23 protein-coding genes are annotated in these 25,136 nt (G+C 34.4%); 8 read left to right on the top strand and 15 right to left on the bottom strand.

What is annotated here, in order from left to right:
• The first annotated feature begins 41 nt into the window (after positions 1 to 41).
• A complete protein-coding gene (locus ACQ65V_RS04315) occupies positions 42 to 374 on the top strand; it encodes a single-stranded DNA-binding protein (protein WP_155087994.1) in 333 nt (110 codons plus the stop codon).
• A gap of 75 nt (positions 375 to 449) precedes the next feature.
• On the opposite strand, the gene ACQ65V_RS04310 is transcribed toward ACQ65V_RS04315, so the two are convergent.
• Complete coding sequence (locus ACQ65V_RS04310) at positions 450 to 1,748, bottom strand: T9SS type A sorting domain-containing protein (protein ID WP_430467012.1); 1,299 nt, start codon at positions 1,746 to 1,748, stop codon at positions 450 to 452.
• Positions 1,749 to 2,171: 423 nt separating this feature from the next.
• Positions 2,172 to 2,693 (bottom strand): ferritin, encoded by a 522-nt coding sequence (locus ACQ65V_RS04305; protein ID WP_412559701.1) that lies wholly within the window; start codon positions 2,691 to 2,693, stop codon positions 2,172 to 2,174.
• A gap of 997 nt (positions 2,694 to 3,690) precedes the next feature.
• Here ACQ65V_RS04305 and ACQ65V_RS04300 point away from each other — a divergent pair.
• Both ACQ65V_RS04300 and ACQ65V_RS04295 read left to right on the top strand, forming a co-directional pair.
• Complete coding sequence (locus ACQ65V_RS04300; RefSeq protein WP_155087997.1) at positions 3,691 to 4,275, top strand: tetratricopeptide repeat protein; 585 nt, start codon at positions 3,691 to 3,693, stop codon at positions 4,273 to 4,275.
• 99 nt (positions 4,276 to 4,374) lie between these two features.
• On the top strand, positions 4,375 to 5,772 hold the full coding sequence (locus ACQ65V_RS04295; protein WP_430467011.1) for an RtcB family protein: 1,398 nt from the start codon (positions 4,375 to 4,377) through the stop codon (positions 5,770 to 5,772).
• A 50-nt stretch (positions 5,773 to 5,822) separates the two neighbouring features.
• Here ACQ65V_RS04295 and ACQ65V_RS04290 read toward each other — a convergent pair whose 3' ends face one another.
• The 5 genes from ACQ65V_RS04290 to metG all read right to left on the bottom strand — a co-directional run bounded on the left by ACQ65V_RS04290 (position 5,823) and on the right by metG (position 14,805).
• Entirely contained in the window at positions 5,823 to 6,578 is a 756-nt protein-coding gene (locus ACQ65V_RS04290) for a T9SS type A sorting domain-containing protein (RefSeq protein ID WP_430467010.1), read from the bottom strand.
• 141 nt (positions 6,579 to 6,719) lie between these two features.
• The gene (locus ACQ65V_RS04285; protein ID WP_430467009.1) at positions 6,720 to 7,622 is read right to left on the bottom strand and encodes a histone deacetylase family protein; all 903 of its coding nucleotides are present in this window, start codon (positions 7,620 to 7,622) and stop codon (positions 6,720 to 6,722) included.
• Positions 7,623 to 7,644: 22 nt separating this feature from the next.
• A complete protein-coding gene (locus ACQ65V_RS04280) occupies positions 7,645 to 10,026 on the bottom strand; it encodes a hypothetical protein (protein WP_430467008.1) in 2,382 nt (793 codons plus the stop codon).
• A gap of 166 nt (positions 10,027 to 10,192) precedes the next feature.
• Positions 10,193 to 12,601 (bottom strand): hypothetical protein, encoded by a 2,409-nt coding sequence (locus ACQ65V_RS04275; RefSeq protein WP_430467007.1) that lies wholly within the window; start codon positions 12,599 to 12,601, stop codon positions 10,193 to 10,195.
• A gap of 137 nt (positions 12,602 to 12,738) precedes the next feature.
• A complete protein-coding gene (gene metG / locus ACQ65V_RS04270) occupies positions 12,739 to 14,805 on the bottom strand; it encodes a methionine--tRNA ligase (RefSeq protein ID WP_430467006.1) in 2,067 nt (688 codons plus the stop codon).
• 118 nt (positions 14,806 to 14,923) lie between these two features.
• Here metG and ACQ65V_RS04265 point away from each other — a divergent pair, with 118 nt between their 5' ends.
• Both ACQ65V_RS04265 and ACQ65V_RS04260 read left to right on the top strand, forming a co-directional pair.
• Positions 14,924 to 15,913 carry a S66 peptidase family protein gene (locus ACQ65V_RS04265; protein ID WP_430467005.1) on the top strand — a complete coding sequence of 330 codons (990 nt, stop codon included), beginning with the start codon at positions 14,924 to 14,926 and terminating at the stop codon, positions 15,911 to 15,913.
• A 48-nt stretch (positions 15,914 to 15,961) separates the two neighbouring features.
• The gene (locus tag ACQ65V_RS04260) at positions 15,962 to 16,321 is read left to right on the top strand and encodes a YraN family protein (protein ID WP_273289722.1); all 360 of its coding nucleotides are present in this window, start codon (positions 15,962 to 15,964) and stop codon (positions 16,319 to 16,321) included.
• On the opposite strand, the gene ACQ65V_RS04255 is transcribed toward ACQ65V_RS04260, so the two are convergent.
• The 4 genes from ACQ65V_RS04255 to ACQ65V_RS04240 all read right to left on the bottom strand — a co-directional run bounded on the left by ACQ65V_RS04255 (position 16,318) and on the right by ACQ65V_RS04240 (position 18,800).
• Positions 16,318 to 16,656 (bottom strand): hypothetical protein, encoded by a 339-nt coding sequence (locus ACQ65V_RS04255; protein ID WP_430467004.1) that lies wholly within the window; start codon positions 16,654 to 16,656, stop codon positions 16,318 to 16,320. The two genes, ACQ65V_RS04260 and ACQ65V_RS04255, sit on opposite strands and share 4 nt — an antisense overlap.
• A gap of 78 nt (positions 16,657 to 16,734) precedes the next feature.
• Positions 16,735 to 17,313 carry a nicotinate (nicotinamide) nucleotide adenylyltransferase gene (gene nadD, locus ACQ65V_RS04250; protein WP_155088017.1) on the bottom strand — a complete coding sequence of 193 codons (579 nt, stop codon included), beginning with the start codon at positions 17,311 to 17,313 and terminating at the stop codon, positions 16,735 to 16,737.
• Positions 17,314 to 17,337: 24 nt separating this feature from the next.
• Entirely contained in the window at positions 17,338 to 17,928 is a 591-nt protein-coding gene (gene gmk, locus ACQ65V_RS04245; RefSeq protein ID WP_430467003.1) for a guanylate kinase, read from the bottom strand.
• Positions 17,929 to 17,942: 14 nt separating this feature from the next.
• Positions 17,943 to 18,800 carry a YicC/YloC family endoribonuclease gene (locus ACQ65V_RS04240; RefSeq protein WP_155088019.1) on the bottom strand — a complete coding sequence of 286 codons (858 nt, stop codon included), beginning with the start codon at positions 18,798 to 18,800 and terminating at the stop codon, positions 17,943 to 17,945.
• Positions 18,801 to 18,932: 132 nt separating this feature from the next.
• Between ACQ65V_RS04240 and ACQ65V_RS04235 the strand changes: the two genes are divergently transcribed.
• The gene (locus tag ACQ65V_RS04235) at positions 18,933 to 19,412 is read left to right on the top strand and encodes an acyl-CoA thioesterase (RefSeq protein ID WP_430467002.1); all 480 of its coding nucleotides are present in this window, start codon (positions 18,933 to 18,935) and stop codon (positions 19,410 to 19,412) included.
• Position 19,413: 1 nt separating this feature from the next.
• On the opposite strand, the gene ACQ65V_RS04230 is transcribed toward ACQ65V_RS04235, so the two are convergent.
• From ACQ65V_RS04230 to ACQ65V_RS04220, 3 genes are read right to left on the bottom strand one after another with little or no spacing between them, the layout of a single operon-like run.
• Positions 19,414 to 20,550, bottom strand: coding sequence for a hypothetical protein (locus ACQ65V_RS04230; RefSeq protein WP_430467001.1), 1,137 nt, complete (start codon positions 20,548 to 20,550; stop codon positions 19,414 to 19,416).
• Between the two features lies 1 nt (position 20,551).
• Positions 20,552 to 21,445, bottom strand: a complete 894-nt coding sequence (locus ACQ65V_RS04225; RefSeq protein WP_273289711.1) for a DMT family transporter — start codon at positions 21,443 to 21,445, stop codon at positions 20,552 to 20,554.
• Positions 21,438 to 21,791, bottom strand: coding sequence for an arsenate reductase family protein (locus ACQ65V_RS04220; protein ID WP_430467000.1), 354 nt, complete (start codon positions 21,789 to 21,791; stop codon positions 21,438 to 21,440). Before ACQ65V_RS04220 ends, ACQ65V_RS04225 begins: the two co-directional genes overlap by 8 nt.
• A gap of 122 nt (positions 21,792 to 21,913) precedes the next feature.
• On the opposite strand from ACQ65V_RS04220, the gene ACQ65V_RS04215 reads away from it, so the two are divergent.
• Complete coding sequence (locus ACQ65V_RS04215; protein ID WP_430466999.1) at positions 21,914 to 23,161, top strand: cation:proton antiporter; 1,248 nt, start codon at positions 21,914 to 21,916, stop codon at positions 23,159 to 23,161.
• Here ACQ65V_RS04215 and ACQ65V_RS04210 read toward each other — a convergent pair.
• Positions 23,158 to 23,877: a DUF3298 domain-containing protein gene (locus ACQ65V_RS04210; protein ID WP_430466998.1), complete on the bottom strand. Its 720-nt coding sequence runs from the start codon at positions 23,875 to 23,877 to the stop codon at positions 23,158 to 23,160. The genes ACQ65V_RS04215 and ACQ65V_RS04210 overlap by 4 nt on opposite strands.
• Before the next feature lie 98 nt (positions 23,878 to 23,975).
• Here ACQ65V_RS04210 and ACQ65V_RS04205 point away from each other — a divergent pair, with 98 nt between their 5' ends.
• Positions 23,976 to 25,115, top strand: a complete 1,140-nt coding sequence (locus ACQ65V_RS04205) for a cystathionine gamma-synthase (protein ID WP_430466997.1) — start codon at positions 23,976 to 23,978, stop codon at positions 25,113 to 25,115.
• Positions 25,116 to 25,136 lie beyond the last annotated feature (21 nt).

Below are 25,136 nucleotides of genomic sequence, written 5' to 3'. Positions count from 1 at the left end.
CTCGATAGTATTAACTGTTTAACATTAAAAATTTAGAAGACATGAACACATTAAGAAACAAAGTACAGTTGATTGGTAACTTAGGTAAGGATCCAGAAATCATCAATTTAGAGTCAGGAAAAACCTTGGCAAAATTTTCAATAGCGACTAACGAGAGCTATAAAAATTCGCAAGGCGAAAAGGTAACCGACACGCAATGGCACAATATCGTAGCTTGGGGTAAAACGGCACAGATTGTAGAGAAATTTGTAACCAAAGGTAAGGAGGTTGCCATTGAGGGTAAACTGACCACACGCTCTTGGGAAGATAAAGACGGTATGAAACGTTATATGACTGAAGTTGTTTGTAGCGAACTTTTAATGTTGGGGAAATAAAACCCAAGTAAAAAAGTTGAGATATAAAAAGAGCTGCCATTTGGCAGCTCTTTTCTATTTATATAAATAATAAAATTAGTTCTTAATTACTTTTTTAGTAATATTACTACCACTAAAGTCATTGGTAATTTTAACAAAGTATAGTGCATCACCTAACTTATCTAAATTAGAAAGCGTAAGGTTACCGTTTGTTGCAGTTAGCGTTTCGCTCATTACAACACGTCCGTTGATATCAAACAGATTTACAGTGTAGTCATCATTTGCACCATTAGATAATTTTATGGCAATAGATGATGTAAATGGATTTGGACTTATTTCAACAGTATCTACAGTAAATTCATCTACTGTAAGAGAACCACCACATATAGACCAGCCCATGTCTTCAAAAAGGCCTAAAGAAATTGGTCCTGGATTATGGTTTGCAACACCAGAGCCTATTTGAGGAGTCATCAATGAATTTACATTTCCATTAGGAAACGTTGACTCATCCCAATGGCTATAACTAGAACCTTGATCCCATGGGCTAGGTGCAAACATCCTTGGTATTACACCTCCGTTTTGACCTACCGATGTTGGCGAGTTGTTAAAGAGGTTACTACCTGTTAACTGTAAATGCATATCATTAGAAGGGTCAGTAAAAAGACCAGAATCTAAAAGGGATTGACCCATACCGTTTTCAACATTAAGATCGTAAACAGTCGGAATCATGTTGCTTGGCTCTCTCAATCTTCCAGTAGACCCATCTGTCGTGGCAAAGCTTATAAAGCCTAAACCATGACCTAACTCATGTAATACTACCGTGACAAAATCAAATTGACTTCCTGGAGGCATGGCATCTGTACCGTAATACCAGTTAAAAGAACTACTAAAAGTAGCATTTATGTCTATAGATCCAAAACCACTTGAGTCTTGATCTTCAATTTTTTCCCATAATGCAACAGGATAAAAGACATTTGGGGTAGCGTCTGGATGATTAGATGTTAAAACTGTAGTTGGACCAGCTTGGCCTAAGACTCCTGGGCCAAGAGGCTCAAAACTTGCATTTATTCTAATGGGTTGAGAGGATTCTATGGAATTAGCCCAAATATCTACAGCAAATTGAAAGGCTGCCATAGCTTGCGCTCCTTCAGGGCCAGTAAAACCCGTATAATTAACAATAAAGTTTGTACATGCTGTACCACTTGCCATTCTATTTAAAACTTCTGGTGACGTGTGTGTAGAGCTAGGTCCTTCATAATCTTTGGCATAAAGTACACATGCAGGTGTAGTAACATTTTTTACTTTAGGTACAAATTCGGTTTCATCTTGTGCAAAAGCACCTATTGTAAAGCACAATGCACCAACAATAGTAAGTGGCTTTATAAAATTTTTCATTTTAAATGTAATTTTGTTCATAGACTTATTTTTTTCAGCTTAAAAATAATACAATTTTAGATAAAAATAAGGTATAGCTATGAATTTTGGTCAAAACCACCACTATGTTAGACGACCAAAAGTTAGTGACTGAAAAGAAAGAAAGGTTATGCGGGAATAATAATTAAGCCACTTTTTTTAGCAGATCAAAACAAGGACATTTTTTACAGCGTTTACTTTCTGCTTTCTTATACTTCTTACAGCACTTCGATTTTACTTTGCCCAAGGCTTCAAAACCAGAAGTTTCAAGAACTTTTATGCGTTCTTTTTTAAGCTTTTTGTTTTTCTTTTTTTTGCCCATCTTTAGTTCCCTCGAAAGAGGGAATCTTTAAAATTCGGCCACAAAAATAGCTATTTTTATTTATTCTAAATAAGGTTTAACATTTAAACTCCGCCAGGAGTGTCAGCTGCAGAACTTATTGTTAGTTGTTGAATATCGCGATCAAATAAGTAAAGTCCACCTTTATCATTACCAATCATATTGACTTTGTCTAATATGGTTCTTGCCATAGCTTCTTCCTCTATTTGCTCAGCGACGTACCATTGTAAAAAGTTGTGTGTGGCATAGTCTTTTTCCTGTAAAGAGATATGAACCAATTCGTTGATACTTTCAGACACAAAAACTTCGTGCTCTAACAACTTTTCAAACATTTCCTTAAAAGACGTAAACGTAACATTTGGCGCATTAAGCTCGGATATTTGCGCATGTCCTCCACGCTCGTTTATAAACTTCACCAATTTTAACATGTGCTCACGTTCTTCATCAGACTGATCGTACATAAAGTTAGAAATACCTTCCAGACCTTTTACTTCAGCCCAAACAGCCATGGCTAAATACACTTGGGATGATTCGGCTTCTATTCTTATCTGTTTGTTTAATGCAGCTTCTATTGATTTTGATAACATAACTTCTCGGTTTTACACAAAGATAAGCAGTTATAAATAGTATTAAAAGCTTTAAGTGTTAAGTAATTAGAATAAGCGAATTGATAATATTTATGCCTAAGAAATTTGGAATTAAGGTACGGTTTATGTCATATTTGCAATACTAATGAGAAAAACAATAGTACATAGAGCACCAAAATCACTGATGTATCAGTGGGATTATCGTGGAAATAGCATTGAATTCTTTCAACGACAAGGACGTTATGTATCTATTTTTAATCATTGATTATATATGATTTAAACACAAAAACTATAAATAGATAACAAGCGTCCAAGAAATTGGACGCTTTTTTTGTCCGTAATGGGCACTTATTTATGAAATACGAATAGAGGAAAATCGAAAAACCATTAAAAATGATCATCAAATATTTAAAAACAACTTTAAGGCGAAAAAAAATTACAAAAATTTGAAACTAGACTTTAAAAAATAAAATAACACGTATTGAAGACTAAGCAATTGGGAGACAAACGCTTGCCAAAAACCTTCGACCATCTGCATAAAGCGGACAGGAATTCTTTTGCCTTAGATCAACCTAACTAATTGATAATCAATAAATTAAATTGAATTTTTATTTGGAAGTTTCAAAAATTCCATTTTATATTTGCACCAGTGCTGAGCGTAGTCGAAGCATCGCAGAATTAAACAATTCGCAATAACACAAATAATAATATTAATGCTGAATTCATTTCAGTAAAACAAAGAAGCCATGCTAAAACATAGAGTAGCATTTCAAAATTTAAGTTATGACCTCGAGTCATTTACAAGGCTTCGGTATTTTCTGCCTGCCTGTCGGCAGACTGGTAGATAATTTATTTCCCAGAGAAGAATCCGAAGCAAATAAACTGTTTCGGATTTTTTATTTCAAAAAATTTAAGAATACATCTATCTGAGCAGTTTTAAGAGCAGTACATAACGCGCTGCATTTAAAACAGTAACAAACTATTGAATAAAAGTATCATGGAAAATAATTTGCATAACATCCACTTGTTTAGAGCTATTGAAGCCTACCCTTGGGAATTAGGGAAAGCGGTTGAAGCCTTAAATTATGCTTTGTCTTACGACCCAGAAAATGTAAAAGCTTTGCATTTAATGGCTAAAGTACACTATGAGCAATTGGGTGATAACGAAACCGCAAAACGCTATTTTGAAAAAGCTCTGGCTAGCAATTATGAAACGCCAGATATATACCCAGATTATATAAGGCTGTTGATTAATAATGAGGATTTTAATGAAGCCCAAAAGTTAATTGACTTCGCTAAAACTATAAAAGGAGTTGGTAAGGCTGGTATTGCTTTGGCACAAGGACAACTATACGAAAGTATCGCTAAGTATGAAGATGCTGAAAAGGTTCTTAAAGAAGCAAAGCAATTAGCATTGAACGATGATTTTATCAGTTTTGTTGATACTGTTTTATCTCGAGTAAAAAAGAAGAGAAAAGTACAGGCAAACGAAAATAGAATCATAGAAAATCAGGCTAAAAAAGAAGCTGAAGCAGAAACTAAAAATAGCTGGTTTCAGAATAGGCTGAATAATTTATTGTAATTAAAAAAAGTAATTTAGTAGAAGTCTTTTTGGAATCAGGCTTCATTGTAGCGCTCTGCCAGATGTAGAAGCTGGCAGAGCTTAATAAAATTAGAAAACATGAAAACAAAAATAACAGGGCACGATTTAATTGCCTTAGGATACAAGCAAGGGAAATGGATGAAAGAAGCCATTGCACATATCAATGAAAATAAATTACAAGGAGAGGCAATGACTACTAAGTATTTAGAGCAGTTTAAAATGCCAGATCCAATAGCATTACACAGAAATCCGATTGAATTTTCAATAAATATTAAAGCAGAAAATGAAATGGAAGAGGACAATGTCTCTAAAGTCATTAACTCAATGCAAACCTTGATGAAAACACCAACATTGGTTGATGGCGCTATTATGCCAGATGCTTGTCCTGCTGGTCCTGACGGAACAATTCCAGTAGGAGGTGTTGCTGTGGCTAAAAACGCCATTCATCCAGGAATGCATAGCGCAGACATCTGTTGCTCAGTCATGTTAACCGATTTCGGTAAAACAGACCCTAAAGCCATTTTAGATGCAGCACATGCCAATACACATTTTGGTCCTGGCGGAAGAGATAGAAATTCTCAATTTAGATTCCCAAAGGAATTGTTAGAGGCTTTTGAAGATAACGTGTTGTTGAATGACAAAGAAATGATCAAAATTGCACGTTCTCATTTAGGAACTCAAGGTGATGGTAACCATTTTTTATTTATTGGAACCTCTAAAAATACAGGAAACACTATGATGGTAACACATCATGGTTCTAGAGGTCCTGGTGCAAAATTGTACAATAAAGGAATGAAAATTGCCGAACGTTTTAGACGTGATTTATCACCTGAAACTAAAAAGCAAAATGCTTGGATTCCTTTTGATACTGAAGAAGGTAAAAATTATTGGGATGCATTGCAGACTATCAGAGATTGGACAAAAACCAACCATGAAGTATTGCACAATTCAGTTGCTGAAACCTTAGGAATTGATATTGAAAACCGATACTGGAATGAGCATAACTTTGTGTTTAAAGATGGTGATTTGTTTTACCATGCTAAAGGTGCAACTCCTTTGGATGCTAAGTTTATGCCTGATATTACAGGACCTCGATTGATTCCTTTGAATATGTCTGAGCCTGTTTTAATTGTTGAGGGATCTACCACAAAAACCAATTTAGGTTTTGCACCACATGGTGCTGGAAGAAATGTGAGTAGAACACAACATAGAAAAAGTAAAACAGGGAGTGTTATGCAAATCTTCAAAGAGGAAACACGTGGATTGGATGTACGATTCTTTTCTAAGGAAATTGATATTACCGAGTTACCTAGTGCTTATAAAAATGCGAAAGCAGTAAGAGCACAAATGGACGAATTTGGCTTAGGCAATGTCATTGACGAAGTAATGCCTTACGGTTGCATTATGGCAGGTGATTGGCAGAAAAATGCACCTTGGAAATTGAGAAGAGAGAAAAGGAAGCGTGATAGACGTTAATAAAAAAAGCGCAAGTGATTCACTTGCGCTTTTGATTTTAGAATAAGATTCTACTGTTTTATAAATCGTTTTATATTCTGACCATTTTCAGAAGATACTTTAATAAGATATAAGCCTGTTTCCCATTCAGAGACATCAATTTGCGCTTCAATATTAGATGAAATCGACTGAGCATAGACTTGTTTCCCCAATATATCATATACTTGTAAAGTTCCTTCTGCAACTACTGATTTAAATTCTACATTTAAGATAGTAGATGAAGGATTAGGAAATAACCTTAAACTACTACTTTCTTCAAAATCGTCAATCCCGAGAGTACTCCAGTTCGCAACACCGTTTTGTGTGCCATCACCATTATACTGAAAAGGTGGTGATACAGTAATAAAAGTATCAGCGACCCATAGACCAGCAGCAACAGCAACAGATTCTCTGCTTGGTGAAGCTCCGGTTCCCCATTGTAAAAAATCTAACATATTTGCACTAGAACCAAATCCAGAACTACTATACAACGCAAACTCTCCACTTGAAACAGGGAAATTTATTGAGCTTGCAACATCTAATTCTGCTCCCGGAGCTAATGTTGTAACAGTAGTCATACTGCTTAGCTGTGCGTATTGAGGGCGTACACAAAACCAATATCCTGAAATTGTTGCTGTTACATCTCCAAAATTCTTTAGTGTTATGGAGTTTGTATTAGGGTCAGCTTTCAAAATTCTAACATTTTCTTGAGCGAATAATGTTGTTGTAGAAAGTGTTGTAGATATGATTGCCATCAACAACACCTTTAGTAAGTAATTTTTTTTCATAATCAATTTTTATTTTAGGATTCTATTATTCTATATATCCAGTGATCAATACGTTAGAATTGAGTAAAAGATATAATAAATTCCTCTGATTGTGCTTATTTCTGTAGAAGAATTTAATCCTTTAAAAACATTGTTGTTTTTTTAAAAGAAGATTTCTTGAGCCAATCGGTAGGTATTGGCATGCGCATCAACAATAACTTTAATATCAGATGAATAACCACCTCCCATACTACACATCACTGGTATTTGGTTGTTCTTGCACGTTTGTAGAACAAAACGATCACGTTCTTTACAACCTTCTACGGACATACTAAGCTTACCTAATTTATCTGATGAAATGACATCTACTCCACTGAGGTAGTAAATAAAATCGGGTTGTTGCTGGTCTATGAGCTTTGGTAAAGTTTCTTTTAATAGTTTGAGGTATGTATTATCATTAGCGTCATTTTCTAAAGCAATATCCAAATCACTTACTTCCTTTTTAAAAGGATAGTTACTTTTTCCATGCATAGAAAAAGTAAATACGGACTCATCATTTTGAAAGATCTGTGCAGTGCCATTACCTTGATGAACGTCTAAATCTACAATGAGAATTTTTTTAGCCAATCCCATCTTTTGTAGATAGCGTGCTCCAATCGCTTGGTCATTTAGTAAACAAAACGCTTCTCCACGATTAGTGTAAGCATGGTGTGTGCCTCCTGCAATATTCATTGCAATTCCGTGTTTTAATGCATATTCGCTTGCTTTAATTGTGCCGTCTGCAATGATAACTTCGCGCTCTACCAAAACCTCACTTAGTGGAAAACCTATTTTTCTTGCAGCGCGTTGATCTAAAGTAATGTTTACCAAATCATAATAATATTCGGGTTCATGTACTGCTAAAATATATTTGTCATTAGGTTTTGTAGGTTCAAAAAAATTACTGCCACTACAAGTGCCTTCGTGTAGCAATTGTTGTGGCAATAATTCATATTTCTCCATCGGAAAACGGTGTCCTTTTGGGAGAGGATGTTTATAAATGGGGTGGAACGCTATTTTTAGCATACACAATTAGATAATTTTTCATCTAATTTAATGATATAGATTTTTCTTCAAAAATAAACGAACCGTCGTTTGCTATTCCCTCTATAAATAATGTAATAGGAACTTCTGGCTGAGCTATTTTTAATGTAACATTTCCATTGGCATCTGTTGCAAGCTCAGGCTTCCAATCTATAGTACCATAACCTTTAAAGAAATCATCGTTGTAATATTTATAATTAGGCACATAGAATTTCTTCTTTGTACTGAATGCCAGTGGCAATTCATAATCTTGTGTAGTCTTTACATTGTTACTAGGTCTATTTTTAAAATCTGTATAAATTTTAACAATTCCGCCAGAACTATTCGATGTTCTACTAATATCACGTCTATCAACTTCGACGAAATCCACATAGAGCAACGGCAGATTATCAATTATAGATCTGTCTAGCACACGCATATCGTCCAAGAATATTACAGGTACACCGCCAGAAAACGTGGTTACGGTAGTGGTTCCATTTACGGTTCTTTTTGTCAAACCTGCCCTGAATACAAGGAAGTCGGCAATTGATTGAAACTGAATGACGTCATCCTCATCTACAACATGCACCCTGCCATTGCGTCCTTGACTTAATTCTCGGGTTCTTAATTCTTTTCTTCCTGCTTTGGTTTTTACAAGAACTTCATCTAATTGTTGTGTTTCGTTTAAGTTTAAAAATGAAATATTTGTATTTGTCAATCCTGCATATGTTTCATAGTCCCACTTAGGTTTTATAATCCCAGCATTAGTTTGAAATGATGGAATTTTGCTAGGAAACGATTGCAGATAGAGCTTCGCAGGTTCTAATTCGTTATTTTTATTGACCTTAGATAAATAAAGCTTATCATCTTCGTTTAAGAAAACATTTTCTACTGTAAAAGCTTTGCTTATATCATTATCAACCTCATAAAATTGTGGATCTTGATTGGATACAGCATGCACCAAATAGGTTTCCTCTTTGTCTCTTGACTGAGCATTAATATTGGCTCTTAAAGTTATACCTTGCTCAAACGTATGAGTAAGACCAGGATTAGGCGCAAAAATTGTATTCCAATCGTAGCTGCTCCAACCTTGCGTGATCAATAAATTATCTAGCGCTACTTTCTTTTCTTCAGTGATATCTGAAAAATAATACTTAGCATTTTCAACTACACCATTTACATAGGGTTGAAGATAGGTATAAGATAAAATATTGTGATGTCTGTAATAAGATGATGTTTCTTGTGGCAAAACAGAAACGCTCATATTATTTATAAGCGAAGGGTTAACTTGCTTAAAGTTGAGTTTCATTGTTATAGAATCATTAGCCTTAACAGCCGAGAGCTCGTTAGAAGCAATAATATCTATGCCATTATAGTTAAAAAATAAGCGTTCTATAATTGGTTCATTATTTTCATTGAATAGTGTAAGAACATTTACGCCAGCCGCAATATTATCTAGCTCAAAAGCTTTCATAATAGTTAGATCTTCATTAAATACAATTTCAGTAACATCGATATTATCTCCATTATGAATTGTCATTTGATATGGCTTTCCTTTAACCAAATCTAAACTTTCCTTGTTGGTCATAAGTGCCACAATAGCTTTATTTCTATGCTTAACAAGAGAGAGCGTTACACCAAGAGGTTCAACTTGCTCGTTAAAATCAAAACTATAATCTTTGTTTAAGTATTTGATATTTATCTTATAGGATTTACCTATTTCGGCTAAAAGCGGAAACTTTCCGATACCCAATTCATTCACGGCAAATTCAGTTATCAGGTTGTTGTCTTGGTCAACAACTTCACCTTTTACGGATTGTACACCATAACCTTTATAGTCTTTTAAAACCACACCAACATTATTAACAACACCATTTAGCAAATGTCCACCTTCTGGTAAGAACTGAGCATCAATAGAATTTTTAACCGACTCAGTTATAATGGTTTTTTCTGTTTTAGGGTCTATAACTTTAACAGACTCTACAAAATAGTTTTGCTCGTTAAAGTTTTTCATCCAGTTTGTGTAAGCCTTAAAAGTGTAATAGCCAGAGCTAAAGCTTGAATCAATTTTAATGATGTTAGCCGCAACACCATTTTCTACTTTGAGAAGTTTTTGTTTTAAGACGTTGTTATTTTCATCTTCAATACTTACATAAAGATTTGTAGTAACCTTAGATGGTTTTTTATCTTTTTTGTCGAGGACATAAGCAGTGAATCCAATAGCTTCTCCCTTAATATAAGCAGACTTATTTAGATGCACATATACAACTTCTCTTGCATCCGAGGTATAATCTTGGTACTGGGTTACAATTTCTTTAGCCTTGTCTTGGGCATTTAAAGATAAACTGCTGAGAAAAATTAATAGAATAAATAGTTTTGAAATACGAAATCGAGTAGAGTTTTTCATAACGCGATGGTTTTAGAGATTAATAATTTATAGCTTGTAAGAAACCTCTCAATTTTAATGCCAAACTTTAATAATATTTAAGTAAAACCTAAATTTACTTGAAGAATTATTAAAAAACCTGCTAAATTTTAAACATTTAGCAGGTTGAAGCAGAGGTTGTAAGGTGTTAATTAAGAGAAATGGCTTTCTCTTCAAAAACAAACGAACCGTCATTTGCTATTCCTTCTATAAATAATTTTATGTTCCCTCTCGGTTTCACTATTTTAAAACTAGCTATACCCTTTTCATCAATTTTTACTTTTGGTTCCCAACCAATAACACCATAACCTTTATAAAAATCGCTAAAGTATGATTGGTATTTAGGGACATAGAATTTTTTCTCTGCGCTAAACGATAGTGGTAACTTAAAATCTTGTACGGTATCTTGGTTGTTGGTACTTTTAGAGCCTTTTGTGCTAGAGTAAATTTTAATTACACCTCTTGCACCTCTGGCTCCCTCACCAATCCCTTGCCTGTTAATTTCAATATAACCGACGTTGGTCAGTGAATATTGATAAAATATTTGTGTATCGGCAATATACATTCCGTCTAAGAAAAACTCAGGACCCACACGTGAGCCATTAGGAGTTCTATCTGCAAAATACATTCGGTCTTCTACCGCAAATTCACCTTGATTATCAATAACATTAAAACCTTTTGAAACTAGAAACTGGCCAAGCGTGTTAAACAATAGCCTATCTTCTTCTTCTATAACGGAAATCTTACCAAATTTATGCTTTCCAAATTCGCGCATTTTTGTACGCTTTCTATCCAATTCACTTTGCACTACAACCTCATTAAGTGCTTGGACTTCATCAAAATTAAATTCTTTGAATACATTGGGCTTTATATTGGCCTCTATTTTATAATCGTGTTTAGGGTTTAATGTTCTAGAATCCGTAGTTAATCGCGGGATTGCGCTTGGAAAACTCTGAAAATATAATGAAGCTGGTAATAAACCGTTAACCTTTGTCATCTTGGAGACATAAATCTTATCAGAGCCAACAGGGAAAAGGTTGTCTATTAAAAAACTATTTTCACCTTCAGAAAGCGAAAAAATTCTTGGTTCCTCATCAGCAACGGCATGCATTAAAAATGAGTTGTCGTCATTATCACTTATGTCGCTAGCGAGATTTGCCTTTAATCTTATGCCTTGCTCAAAAGTATGTGTTTGGTTTGGAGCGTTCTGAAAAATGGTGTTCCAGTCATAACTACTCCAACCTTGGGTAAGTAATAAGTTATCTAATTCGTATTGCTTTTTGGCATCCACATCTGTAAAATAGTACTTTGCTTGCTCTATATAACCTCTTAAATAAGGTTGTAGATACGTGTAAGACACAATATTGTTGTGCCTATTATAAGATTTTGTCTCTTCTGGCAAAACAGATACACTCAAGGAGTTTATAGTTTCTGAATTAATACCCTTAAAGCCTAAGTTCACTGTAACTGTATCTCTTTTTCTAGACGCAGAAAGATCATTGGTCTTTAACACATCTATACCATTATGATTAAAGAATAAACGCTCGGCAATTGGCTTGTCTTCTCCATTAAATAGTGTTAGGATATTTACACCTGTTGCTGTATTAATGTAATCAATGGCTTTGGTAACAACGGTTTCATCAGTAAAATAGATATCCATGATGTCGTAGTTATCACCATTATGAGCCATTAGGGTATATCGGTTGCCTTTTATGCTTTCTAAAGTTTCATCATTGGTAATTAATGAGACAAACACTTTAGATTTTAGGCTTTTTAAGGACATAATAATACCTCTTGGTTCAACATTCTGATCAAGGTTGACCGTAAAATCTTTGTTGGCGCTCGTAATATTAACCTTATAGGTTTCATTTGTACTTGGTAACAATTGAAATTTACCAATACCAAACTTATTGGTTTCGAATGTTGATAATATTTGATTGTCACTATCTACAACTTCACCTTTAGCATTGGGAATTCCAAAACCAAGATTGTCCTTTATAACAACTCCTACATTATTAATAACACCACTAAGTAAATGTCCACTTTCTGGTAAAAACTGAGCATCAACCGTATTTTCTATGCGTTCTTCCTCTATATATTCCTCAGTTTCTGGATTAATGATTCTTACAGATTCTACATAGTGATTTTGCTCGTTAAAATTCAGCATCCAATTGGTATATGCTTTTACATTATAATAACCAGAAGAAAAAAGGGAATCAACCTCAAACGAATTAGAAGCTACTCCATCATCTACGCGTATAAGCTTTTGTTTGATTACATTTTTATTTTCATCCTCAATACTCACATACAGATTAGTGGTAAGTAGTGATGGCTTTTTATCTTTTTTATCCATCACATATGCTGTAAAACCTATGGACTCACCTTTAATGTAAGTGGATTTGTTAAGGTGCATATAAACGACTTCACGAGCTGCTTCAGTATAGTCTTCATAAGCCTCCAAAACTTCTGAATCTTCTTGTGCACTAATTGATAGACCAAAACATAAGAGAAGTAAAAAAATAGTTTGAGATAGAGGAAGTGAGTTAATTGCTTTCATAACAGTTGATTTTTAATATAAATTTATCAAAAACCACGTCAACAAGAAACAATTTTAACGCGAGTTTAGTAAAGAATAGTAAAGTTTTACATTATTCTCCATAAAAATTCAAACCAGTATAATCAGATATTAAAAGACTAGCTAATCTTCAACCCATTTGAAACCCCTTCAATACTAGGATTAACAAAAACCAGACTACCGTTTTCATCTTCCGTCATTAAAATCATACCTTGACTCTCAACACCTCGAAGCGCTCTTGGAGCCAAATTCACCAAAACAGTAACACGTTTACCAATCACCTCTTCTGGTGAAAAACTTTCTGCAATACCAGAAACTATGGTACGTGTATCTATGCCAGTATCTACTTTTAAAACTAAAAGTTTTTTTGTTTTGGGCATTTTCTCAGCTTCTAAAATAGTACCAACACGTAAATCTAGTTTAGAAAAATCATCAAAGGTAATTTCATCTTTTTGAGGTTCTACCGTTTTGTTGGCCGCTTCGTTTGCTTTTCTATTAGCCTCTAACTTATCGAGTTGTTTCTGTATTTCAGAATCTTCAATTTTTGAAAAAAGTAACTCTGGTTTTCCTGTTTTTATGGTATGTTCAGCAGGAAGTAAGATATCTTTTGTTGGAACGTTGTCCCAAGTAGGCTCTTCGTCAAGTTTAGAATGACAAAGAATTGACTTTAATTTTGTTGAGGTAAACGGTAAAAACGGCTCGCATAAAACTGCTAAGGCAGAGGCAATCTGTAGAGCCACAAACATTACTGTTTTTGTACGCGCTTCATCAGTTTTTATAGTTTTCCATGGCTCTTCATCTGCTAAGTATTTGTTACCAAGTCGTGCCAAGTTCATTAGCTCTTGACTCCCTTCTCTAAAACGGTAACGCTCTATTGAACTAGCAATTACTGCTGGATAGGCCTTTACAGCTGCTAAAGTTTCTTCGTCAATTTCAGAATATTCAGAAGATGTAGGAATAACTCCGTCGTAATACTTGTTAGTTAAAACCACTACACGATTAATGAAATTACCGAAAATAGCAACCAGCTCATTATTGTTTCTGGCCTGAAAATCCTTCCAAGTAAAATCGTTATCCTTAGTTTCTGGTGCATTTGCAGTTAGAGCATATCGCAATACATCTTGTTGATTAGGAAAATCCTCTAAATAATCTGGTAACCAAACCGCCCAGTTTTTTGAGGTTGAAAGCTTATTACCTTCGAGATTCAAAAATTCATTGGCAGGCACATTTTCTGGTAGTATGTAAGATCCTTCAGCTTTAAGCATTGATGGAAAAATAATACAGTGAAAAACAATATTATCCTTACCAATAAAGTGTACTAAAGTTGTGTCCTCATTCTTCCAGTAATCTTCCCAGTTTTTTCCTTCGCGTTCTGCCCATTCTTTGGTTGCGGATATGTAACCAATAGGTGCATCAAACCAAACGTAAAGGACTTTACCTTCACCACCTTCAACAGGTACGGGAATTCCCCAATCTAAATCTCTCGTTACCGCTCTTGGACGCAAACCATCATCAACCCAAGATTTAACCTGGCCATAGACATTTGGTTTCCAATCTTTTTTATGACCTTTTAGAATCCACTCTTTTAAAAAGTCTTCGTGCTTGTTTAGTGGTAGAAACCAATGTTTGGTTTCTTTTAAAGTAGGTTTATTTCCTGTTATGGCTGATTTTGGATTTATTAAATCCGTAGCATTAAGGCTAGTACCACAGTTTTCGCACTGATCGCCATAAGCTTCTTCATTACCGCATTTAGGGCAAGTACCTGTCACAAAACGATCTGCTAGAAACTGATTGGCTTCGGCATCGTAAAGCTGCTCTGATACCTCTTCTACAAACTCGTTTTTATCATATAGAGTTTTAAAGAACTCAGACGCTGTTTTGTGATGGATTTTAGCTGAAGTACGTGAATAATTATCGAACGTAATTCCAAATTCCTCAAATGAGGATTTAATAATCTTATGATATTTATCTACGATATCCTGAGGCGAAACACCTTCTTTTTTGGCTTTTATAGTAATCGGAACTCCATGCTCATCGCTTCCGCAAATAAAAGCCACATCATTGCCTGTTAGCCTTAAATATCTAGCATATATATCTGCTGGTACATAAACACCTGCTAAATGACCAATATGTATTGGGCCGTTAGTGTATGGTAATGCAGCAGTTATGGTATATCTTTTAGACATAAAGGATGGTTTTTTTCAAGCTACAAAAGTACACATTATAAAGTCGAATTAGAAAAAAAATGTACATTTACAAAAAGCAGTTTTTATGATTTTGAGACGCACTATTTTACTCCTCTGTATGGCCATTATATTAGGAATGGGCAATTATGCCTTTGCTCAAAATGATAATGATAAATCTTCTGACATGATAACCGAATTGATTAGACCTCCATACTTAAAAGCAGGTGACACCGTAGCTATTGTTGCTCCATCAGGAATTTTAAAAAACCGAGAGCGCGAAGTACAACAAGCCGTTGATTTATTAAAAAGTTGGGGTTTACATAGTGTAGTAGGAAAACATGTCTTTAGCAAAGCAGATCATTTTGCCGGCACTGACGATGAACGTTGTGAAGATTTACAACGCGCCATGGACGACCCTAAAATCAGTGCCATTTGGTGTGCAAGAGGTGGTTATGGAACCGTGCGTATTTTAGATAAATTAAATTATTCCAAGTTTAAGAAAAACCCTAAATGGGTGATTGGGTACAGTGATATTACAGCATTGCACAATCAATTACATAATGAGGGATATGAGTCGCTCCATGCGCTTATGTGCGTTAGTCTGACTAAGGATTTAGAGGATGTAAAGAGCTCAATAGAAACATTTAAATCTGCTTTGTTTGGCAATCCTACCAATTACATATTAGAGGGTTCAGAATACAATAGGAACGGTGAAGCCTCAGGTCAGCTAGTCGGCGGAAACCTTACCATATTACATACTATGTTGGGTTCTAAGGAAAGTATTGATACATCAGGGAAAATTTTATTTATTGAAGAAATTGGTGAATACAAATATCATATAGACCGCATGTTACAGAGCATGAAACGTGCTGGCTATTTTGATAACCTAAAGGGATTAGTGGTAGGTGATATGTCTAAGCTAAGAAAAAACACCACGCTATGGGGAACTTCAGTAGAACAACTTGTCTTAGATGCCTTAAAGGAATATGATTTCCCAATTGCATTTAATATGCCTGCAGGACATGAAAAAGATAATCGCGCTTTGGTTTTAGGAAGAACAGTTGAGTTGAAGGTAGATAAAAAGGAAAGCACTTTAACTTTTGAATAAATTTCTTAGCCTTATTGAAAAACTTCACAATCATTCAAATATAAATACTTGGCACAGCATTACGAACTTGGCAAAAAAGGAGAGCAACTAGCCGTAAATTATCTAGCTAATAACAACTATGAAATTGTTGAGCGTAACTACAGGTTTGACAAAGCTGAAGTAGATATTATTGCTCAAAAAGGTGATATCCTAGCCATAATTGAGGTGAAAACACGTTCTACTATAGATTTTGGAAATCCGCAAGACTTTGTAAAACCTAAGCAAATTAAAAACTTGGTGAAAGCGGTACATGAATACGTCACCGAAAACGACTTAGATGTAGAAGTCCGTTTTGATATTATTGCAATTGTAAAAGAAAAGAAGGGGTTTAAAATAGAACATTTAGAAAATGCATTCTATCATTTTTAGAGGTAAATGTTAGTGACTACAATAAAGAGGCTATAAAAAAGAACATTTACAACCTTGTCTTTAGTTCTTAATTTCAAAAATCTTTTAAACTCTTTCTTTAATACATTAAAAGATAATAGAATACCTGTAAAAACTACTCCTAATCCAATAAACCAATATAATGATTCTGGATAGGGTAAGGTTGCACTAGTAACAAAAAAAAGTATCAGTAAACTTCCTGTAATTAAAAGGCGTTTTTCATTTACATCATCTAAATTATTTCTCAGTACTATGGTTCTGATTTTTGAAACAATCAGAGCAATAATAGCTGTCAAAAATACTATGGTAAACGTCATTTCTTTTTCAAATTTATTTTAATTAAAAATAATTATTCTTTTAAAGAATAATAAAAATTGAGAGGGTTAACTACTAAATTATTTATAAAAATTCATTTCGTCTATATAATGCCACACATTATCGGATAACATGGGACGAACATTTCTTCCCGCTTTTATTTCTTGTCGTATAAACGTCGAAGACAGCTCCATTATTGGCGCAGAAATGTTAAAAATTTTCGGATGATTGTTAAATTTTGTGTTCACCTTACCATCTGACAATCTAGGGTAAACATAAATGTTGTAATTTTCTAAAATAAGTTCATAGTTTTTCCACTTATGAAAATGTTTTAGATTGTCCTCTCCCATAATCAATGAGAACTCATGTTCAGGAAATTTTTCACCGAGATAAGTGAGCGTGTCTATTGTGTAGTTGGGCTGCTTTAGCCCAAACTCAATATCACTAGGTCTTAATTTAGTATAGTCTTTGGTTGCTCGGTAAACCATCTCTAATCTTTGATGATTATCCAGTAAACTACTTTTTGTTTTAAAAGGACTTTGAGGTGTCACTACGAACCAGACCTGATCTAGATCACTATGCTCTGCTAAATGATTTGCAATAGTTAAATGACCAATGTGTATAGGGTTAAATGTTCCGAAGTATAGACCAATTTTCATTATCAGCTAAATTTATTCCAGTATCTATTCATTTATAAAATCAGAAACCAATTTATAGGCATTTGCCAAAGCTTCATCTAAGTTAGAGTTAACCACGATTTCATCAAAAAGAGGTGCTGTTGCTAGTTCAGCCGGAGCTTTTGCTACACGCATGCTTATTTTTTCCTCGCTTTCCTCGCCACGATCTTTTAAACGTCTTACTAATTCGTTTAGGTCTGGTGGTTTTACAAATACTGCTAAAGTTTGCTCTGGGAATTTACGTTTAATACGTAAGCCTCCAGACACATCAATATCAAAAATAACGTGCTTTCCTTTAGCCCATATACGAGCAACTTCTGTCTTTAGTGTACCATAGAAGTTATCGCGATAGACTTCTTCCCATTCTAAAAACTCATCATTTTTTATCCTGTTTTTAAATTCTTTTAAGGAGAGGTAATAATAATCTTTACCATGAATTTCATTGCCACGTTTTTCGCGCGAAGTTGCTGAGATTGAAAACTCTAAATTTAATTCTGGTTGCTTTAATAAATGCCTAACAATAGTCGTTTTCCCAGAGCCTGATGGTGCTGAAAAAACAATGAGCTTACCTTGTTTTTTGGTTTTAATTTCTGACATTGACTAAAATTTTATTAAAGGACATTCAATAATTGTTCCTTAATTTTTTCTAGCTCATCTTTCATCTGTACAACCAATTTTTGCATAGGCGCGTGATTGGATTTTGAGCCTATGGTATTAATTTCCCTTCCAATTTCTTGAGAAATGAACCCTAGTTTTTTTCCGTTGGAATCATCAGAATTTAAGGCTTTTTCAAAATAATCTAAATGATTTTCCAATCGTACTTTTTCTTCGGTGATATCAAATTTTTCGATATAATAGACAAGCTCTTGTTCAAAACGGTTTTCATCCACTTTTTCCTTAATATCCGCAATACCTTTTTCCAATCTTGCCCTTACACCATCAATACGATCTGGATCCATAGCAATAACTTCTTCCAACAAACGTCTAAGAGTGACAATTCTATCTAAAAAATCTTGTTTTAGAGTAGCACCTTCGTCTTTTCTGTAGGCAACAATTTTAGAGACGGAATCATTAATGCCATTGGCGATTAAGGTCCATTCTTCTTCATCAATGTCATCTCGTTCTGTGGTAACCGCATCTGGTAAACGGATTGCCATTTTAAGTAATTCTGTAGTATCACCATCAACAACATCCTTTAGTTGTTTGATGTATTCTTTTACTACAGTCTTATTGATTTGAGAACTTGTATCTTCACCTGTGATTTCAACATAGAGCGAAAAATCCACCTTTCCACGTACCAGATGCTTTGCTATTAGCTTTCTAATTTCGAGCTCTTTTGCTCGGTACATCGATGGCATACGTGCATTTATGTCTAAATTCTTGCTATTCAGTGATTTTAGTTCTATAGATATTTTTTTGGTTGGGAGTTGCAGAACAGATTTCCCATAACCAGTCATAGATTGTATCATTAATACGATGCGATTAAAGTTGTGCAAAGGTACAAAAATGAATGTTTAACGCGCTATTTAAATAGTTTGAAAAGTATTGAGGTGACCCAAGAGACTTTTATAACTTTGCGTTTTTGATCTGAAAAACAATTTATGTACAAAAAACAGTTTGAAATCCGTTGGAGTGATGTAGATGCCAATGCCCATTTAGCAAATTCTGCCTATACCAATTTTATGAGCCATACCAGAATGGCTTTTTTTGCTGAATATGGCTTTTCTATGCCCGAAATTAAAAAGCACAATATTGGTCCGGTAGTATTTTATGAGCACATGTATTATTTTAAAGAATCTTTTCTTGGAGCACCCATTACTGTGACCATTGAAGTGTCTGGCATAAGTGAAGATGGTATGCTCTTTATGTTTGAGCATAATTTCTATGATACAGACGGAAACAATTTAGCCCATTGTGAAATGCAAGGAGGTTGGATAGACCTTAAGGCTAGAAAACTTACAGGTTTGCCAGAATCTTTATTGGAGTTGGCGCATAAATTTCCGAAGTCTGAAAGTTTTAAAGTGCTTACAAAAGAAGATACACGTAAGCATGGTGTAAGGCCGAAGCCACTAGAAGTTTAAATTATTTAAACGGCTGATGCTGTTTAAATCGTTTTATAGCCGCACCACTTCTCTGAATAATAGGCTTAAGTATTTGATTAGGCAGATAATGCTTATGCCTAATGTAACAAGTAAGCTGCAAAGGTTCTGCACCAATCGTACTTTTTATTTCAGAGGCTGTTCTGCCCAAATTAATCTGTTTTGATTTGGTTTGTAATCCCAACCTAATGTAGTCGTTGAGTATTCTGGGATAAATGGAAAACTCTCTATTTTTAGTGTAATCTAAGCCAATAAAATGAGCGTCTAAATTAGTTCCGTTTTGCATAGCGGATAAAAACCCAACCAATACGTTATTTAAAAAGTATCCTTTTACAATAAACTTATCCTTAAATGTATTTTTGAGATGGATATAAGTGTCTAAATTTAAGATTTGAGCATTAAAGTCGGCATTATCAATAGTGTTTTGATATAATTTTTGAAGCTCATCTTTATAGCTCTCAATATCGTCTTCCGTGAAGAATTTTGCTTCGAGAGGTTCACTTTTAGCATCAGCTCTGTTCGCTTTTACTCTATATTTTGATTTTAATGCATTGAGGTAATCGGTGAATGACTTCCATTCTGGTTTTAAACTTACCACCATATTGGGTTCAACATGCATTGGCACATAGCCAAATGTTTTGAGGTGCTCAGTAATGTAAAGTGATTCGTTTATAAAATCCTTCACAAAAATGGCGTTCATTCGCTTTTTGCATTTTAACTGCCTAATACTTTGGGCAAGTGCTTCAAAGGTTTCTATTTTTGGTTCACCTGTTTTTAAAAAGGTGCCATATTCACCACTTAAAAAGACGTTGCCACAAAAAAGAATTCGGACTTTGCTATTACAAAATAACCAGTTAAAAAAACGTTTTATCCAAGGGAGTAAACGTGTGTTTTTGGTAATGGTTTCAACACCAATGGTAACAATTTGGGTATTGCCAAATGCTACGGCTTTACCATTTTTTAGAATGAAGATGTAGTTAAAGTCAATATCTGTATTTGCAATCTCAAACGCTTTTAAAAATTCTGGGGAATAATAAATGTTTCTAGTACAGCCCAAGCTTTCCCAGTAGGATTCTGGAATCGCATCTACGGTTTCAAAAATTTCAGATTTAAAAGACAAATCAGTGAATCTTTTTGGGTTTAAATGATACGAGATACACTCCTGTAAAAATTAAAATCATAGCAAAAATCTTAATGGCATCAATGTTGTCTGCACCCATTGTTATAGCAAATAAACCAGCAATTACAGGTTGAAGATAAATAAATATACCAACAGTTGATGCTTTTAGCTTATTAAGTGCTAATGGATTTAACAAGTAGGTACCAAAGGTGGCACCTAAAATTACAAATAAGACTGAGAATGTAATATATGGTGTAAACGATTGCCACTGTACCTCTTGTAATTCGCTATACCCAAAAGGAATAAGAACAATTAACCCAAACAAAAACAACCACTTAATAAATGAAAAAGGGTGGTATTTCGCTGTTAATTTTTTGATTAATATGACATAAATACTATACGAAATGGCATTTAAAAAAATAAGCAAATTTCCCAATGGCACATTGTCTCCTGTTCTGACAGATTTACCATAAATGGTTAGTGCTAAAGCACCACAAAGGGCCAAGACAATGCCGACAATTTTTAATGAAGTAATTTTTTCCTTTAAAACATAAGCCGATAGAATTAGAATAATAACTGGTACAATGGTCATTATCGCGGAGGCATGGATTGGTGATGTGAATTCCAATCCTTTAAAAAAGAATAACATATTGATGACCACGCCAAACAACGCAGCTGCGAAAAGTTTTATAAAATCTTTTTTTTCAATTTTTTGTTGAGGTACAATTAGGCTTAAAAGCCAAAATAAAACAGTTGCTCCTGCTACCCTTAATAGTACAAAGCCGAAAGGTTTAATGTAGTTTTCATTCATTACGGCTTTTGCTATAGTGTAATTAAGTCCGTATAGCAGTTGTACCATGAAGAGCGCAAAAATGGCAAAAGCTCTACTATTCATCTAAAGCTTGTTTTGCAGATGCCACTGTTTTTTTGGAATTGCCGATAAAAATCTGATCATTAAAGATGATAACAGGCCGTTTTAAAAAAGTATAATGTTTTAGAATGTGGTTTTTGTAATCTTCTTCTGTTAGGTTTTTATTTTTTAGATCAAGTTCCTTATAAAGTCTAGCGCGTTTACTAAAGAGGCTTTCATAACTATTTGTAAGGCTTCTCATATTTTCAAGTTGATATTGAGTAATAGCTTCTGTTTTTATATCCTGAAGGTGAAAATCACTAGATAAATCAAGCTCATTTATAATTCTCATACAAGTATTGCAAGTGCTTAGATAAAATACTTTTTTCATGTTATTAGTCCCTTAATTATATTTGAAATACAAAGTAAATTTATTTAATCCTAAAAAGGATTACTTTTAGAAAATAAAGCACAATATTATATTTTTACCCGCTCAAAAATCGATTGTCAGTAATGGAATATTATTCAATAGCAACAATTTTAATAGTGCTCTCGGGCATTTTTGGTTACATCAATGTAAAGTTTTTAAAACTTCCAATTACTATTGGTTTAATGGTAATTACCATTGTATTTACAGCAGTTGTGGTTGCCATTGCACAGTTTGATGACACGTTACTTCTGCAAGAGAGAGCATTCATTAATAGCATAGATTTTGAAACGGTTCTGTTGGATATAATGTTGAGTTTTCTACTCTTTGCAGGCGCGCTGCATACTAATTTTCAGCAATTAAAAATTCAAAGAGGACCAATTCTAGCATTTGCCACTTTAGGGGTTTTAATGTCTACCTTTTTGGTGGGAGTAATTATGTTCTTTGTACTGCAATGGATGAATTTGAATGTTGATTTTATTTACTGTCTATTGTTTGGGGCATTAATTTCTCCTACCGATCCTATTGCCGTTTTAGGGATATTAAAAAAGGCGGGCGCACCGAAAAAATTAGAAACTAAGATTGTGGGAGAATCCTTATTTAATGATGGAGTAGGTGTAGTGATATTCTTAACCATATTTGCCATTGCAGCTAAGCCTGAAGCGGCTATAGAGTTTTCATCTATAGCGACTTTATTTGGTCAAGAAGTTATAGGTGGATTGATTTTGGGCTTAGTTTTAGGCTGGATAACATATCGATTAATGCGTTCTATTGACAATTATGAGGTAGAAGTTATTCTTACTATTGCAACTGTAATGGGAGGTACCATGTTAGCGCATAAGTTTCATTTATCGGCACCTTTGGCTATGGTAACAGCTGGGTTAATTGTCGGAAACGATACTGTAAGAAATTCGGCAATGTCTGAAACTACCGAAATCTATGTTGATAAATTCTGGGAGCTTATAGATGTATTATTAAATACTGTTTTGTTTGTAATGATTGGTATGGAAATGCTAGTCTTAACTTTAGAAGGAAAATACATTTATGCAGGCTTATTGGCGATACCAATTATTTTAATGTGTCGTTATATTTCATTGTGGCTACCTATAAAATTCTTTTCTAAACGGTTGGATTTTGTGCCAAAAACTAACCTTATAATGACTTGGGGAGGACTGCGTGGAGGGATTTCAATTGCGTTAGCGCTTAGTTTGTCAGAGGAAATGCATAGAGAGCTATTTCTGGTGATAACTTACATTGTGGTGATTGTCTCTATTGTAGGTCAAGGCTTAACCGTAGAGCCTATTATAAAACGATTGACAAGACCCAAAGTTTAATGTACTTTAAGCAAAGACTCAACTTCATTAAAAGGTATGACGAATTCTGTAAAACCTTGGTCGTAAGAGGCTACTTCATAGACATTATAAAGTAAAACCAAGCCATCTTCACTAAAACCAATATTTTCTGGCAGTTGAAAAGGCTTTCCAAAGAAGAAATCTTCCATTTTTATTTGTTCGCTATCTCTATCAAGAGACTTTACAAAGTGTGATTTAGCTATAACTTTAAAATCTTTCAAATTCTCGATTATATCTTTTTGATTGAGAACCTCACCTGTTTTAGCATTAAGGTTTAAGAATTTTATTTTGTCATTTCCGTGTGCGCCACCTTTAAATTCGTAAGTACTGACAGCAAGAGTAATAACCTCGTCAGATTGATAAATTTTTTCTGTTTCAATATGCAGCTCCCAAACAGGCTCAGAGGCATCAGGAAAGTCTTTTTTAAAGTTTATAAACTCTGAATTGAAATCTTTTAAAATGGACTCAAGGTTCGTCTTTTTTGTTGCATCACTTAATGTGGTAATTATGGCTTCCTCAATCTTAAAATTAATGGTTTTACTTAGCTCATTTTTGCCGATAGCTTTATCATAAATCACGGAAATGTCAGCTTCGTAAGTATTGTTAATTTCAGTTGTTTCAAATACAACAGGATTAAATTCCGAATCGCAGGAACTCAACAGAAATAAAAAAACGAAAAAAGGCAGTAATCGCTTCAAGAATCTTGTGTTTTAGTTAATCATACCATAAAGGTATTGCATAGAATTGAATAGAACGCATAATCCCTTAAATTTGTTGTAATATAAAAATGCACTTCATGAAATTCAACACAAAGGTAATACACGGAGGTCAGGAGCACGATCCAGCTTATGGATCTGTAATGCCACCAATATATCAGACAACAACCTTTGCACAATCCACACCCGGAGGACATAAAGGTTACGAATATTCGAGAACACACAACCCAACCCGTAATGCTCTGGAAAACGCATTTGCAAGTATAGAAAACGGAAATTATGGCTTAGCATTTGGGTCTGGTTTGGCAGCAATAGATGCGGTTCTAAAATTATTACAACCTGGTGACGAAGTGGTTTCTACAAACGATTTATATGGGGGCACTTATCGTCTATTTACTAAGATGTATGAAAATTTCGGAATAAAGTTTCATTTCATTGGGATGGAAAATACCAGTAGAATAGAAGAATATATTACTCCAGACACCAAACTTATTTGGGTAGAAACACCAACGAATCCAATGATGAATATTATAGATATCGTTGCGGTTTCAGAAATTGCCAAAAAGAACGATCTGTTATTGGCTGTTGACAATACTTTTGCCACTCCGTACCTACAAAGACCTTTGGATTTGGGTGCCGACATTGTAATGCACTCTGCAACCAAATATTTAGGTGGTCATAGTGATGTGGTAATGGGAGCTTTAGTTGTAAGAGATAAAGATCTGGCGGATAAGCTTTATTTTATTCAAAATGCAAGTGGAGCAATTTGTGGGCCACAAGACTCGTTTTTAGTTCTAAGAGGAATTAAAACACTTCATATACGTATGCAAAGACATTGCGAAAACGGTAAAGCTATAGCAATCTATTTGGCTAATCACCCAAAAATTGAAAACGTGTACTGGCCAGGTTTTGAAAGCCACCCTAATTTTGAGGTTGCAAAATCTCAAATGGATGATTTTGGTGGCATGGTCTCTTTTACGACTAAAGGAAACAACTATGAAGAAGCTATTAGAATTGTTGAGAATCTTAAAATATTCACTTTAGCAGAATCTCTTGGTGGTGTAGAATCTTTAGCTGGCCATCCAGCGAGTATGACACATGCTAGCATTCCTAAAGAAGAACGCGAAAAAACAGGAATAGTAGACTCATTAATCAGACTCAGTGTAGGAATTGAAGACGAAGGTGATTTAATAGCAGATTTAGAACAAGCCATAGGCTAGTTACTTCGCATCACAAAAAAC

It is taken from the genome of Winogradskyella ouciana (assembly GCF_965284585.1).
Lineage (GTDB): Bacteria > Bacteroidota > Bacteroidia > Flavobacteriales > Flavobacteriaceae > Winogradskyella > Winogradskyella ouciana.
The sequence above is the reverse complement of the archived record's forward strand: the minus strand, read 5'-3'. Positions and strand labels throughout refer to the sequence as shown.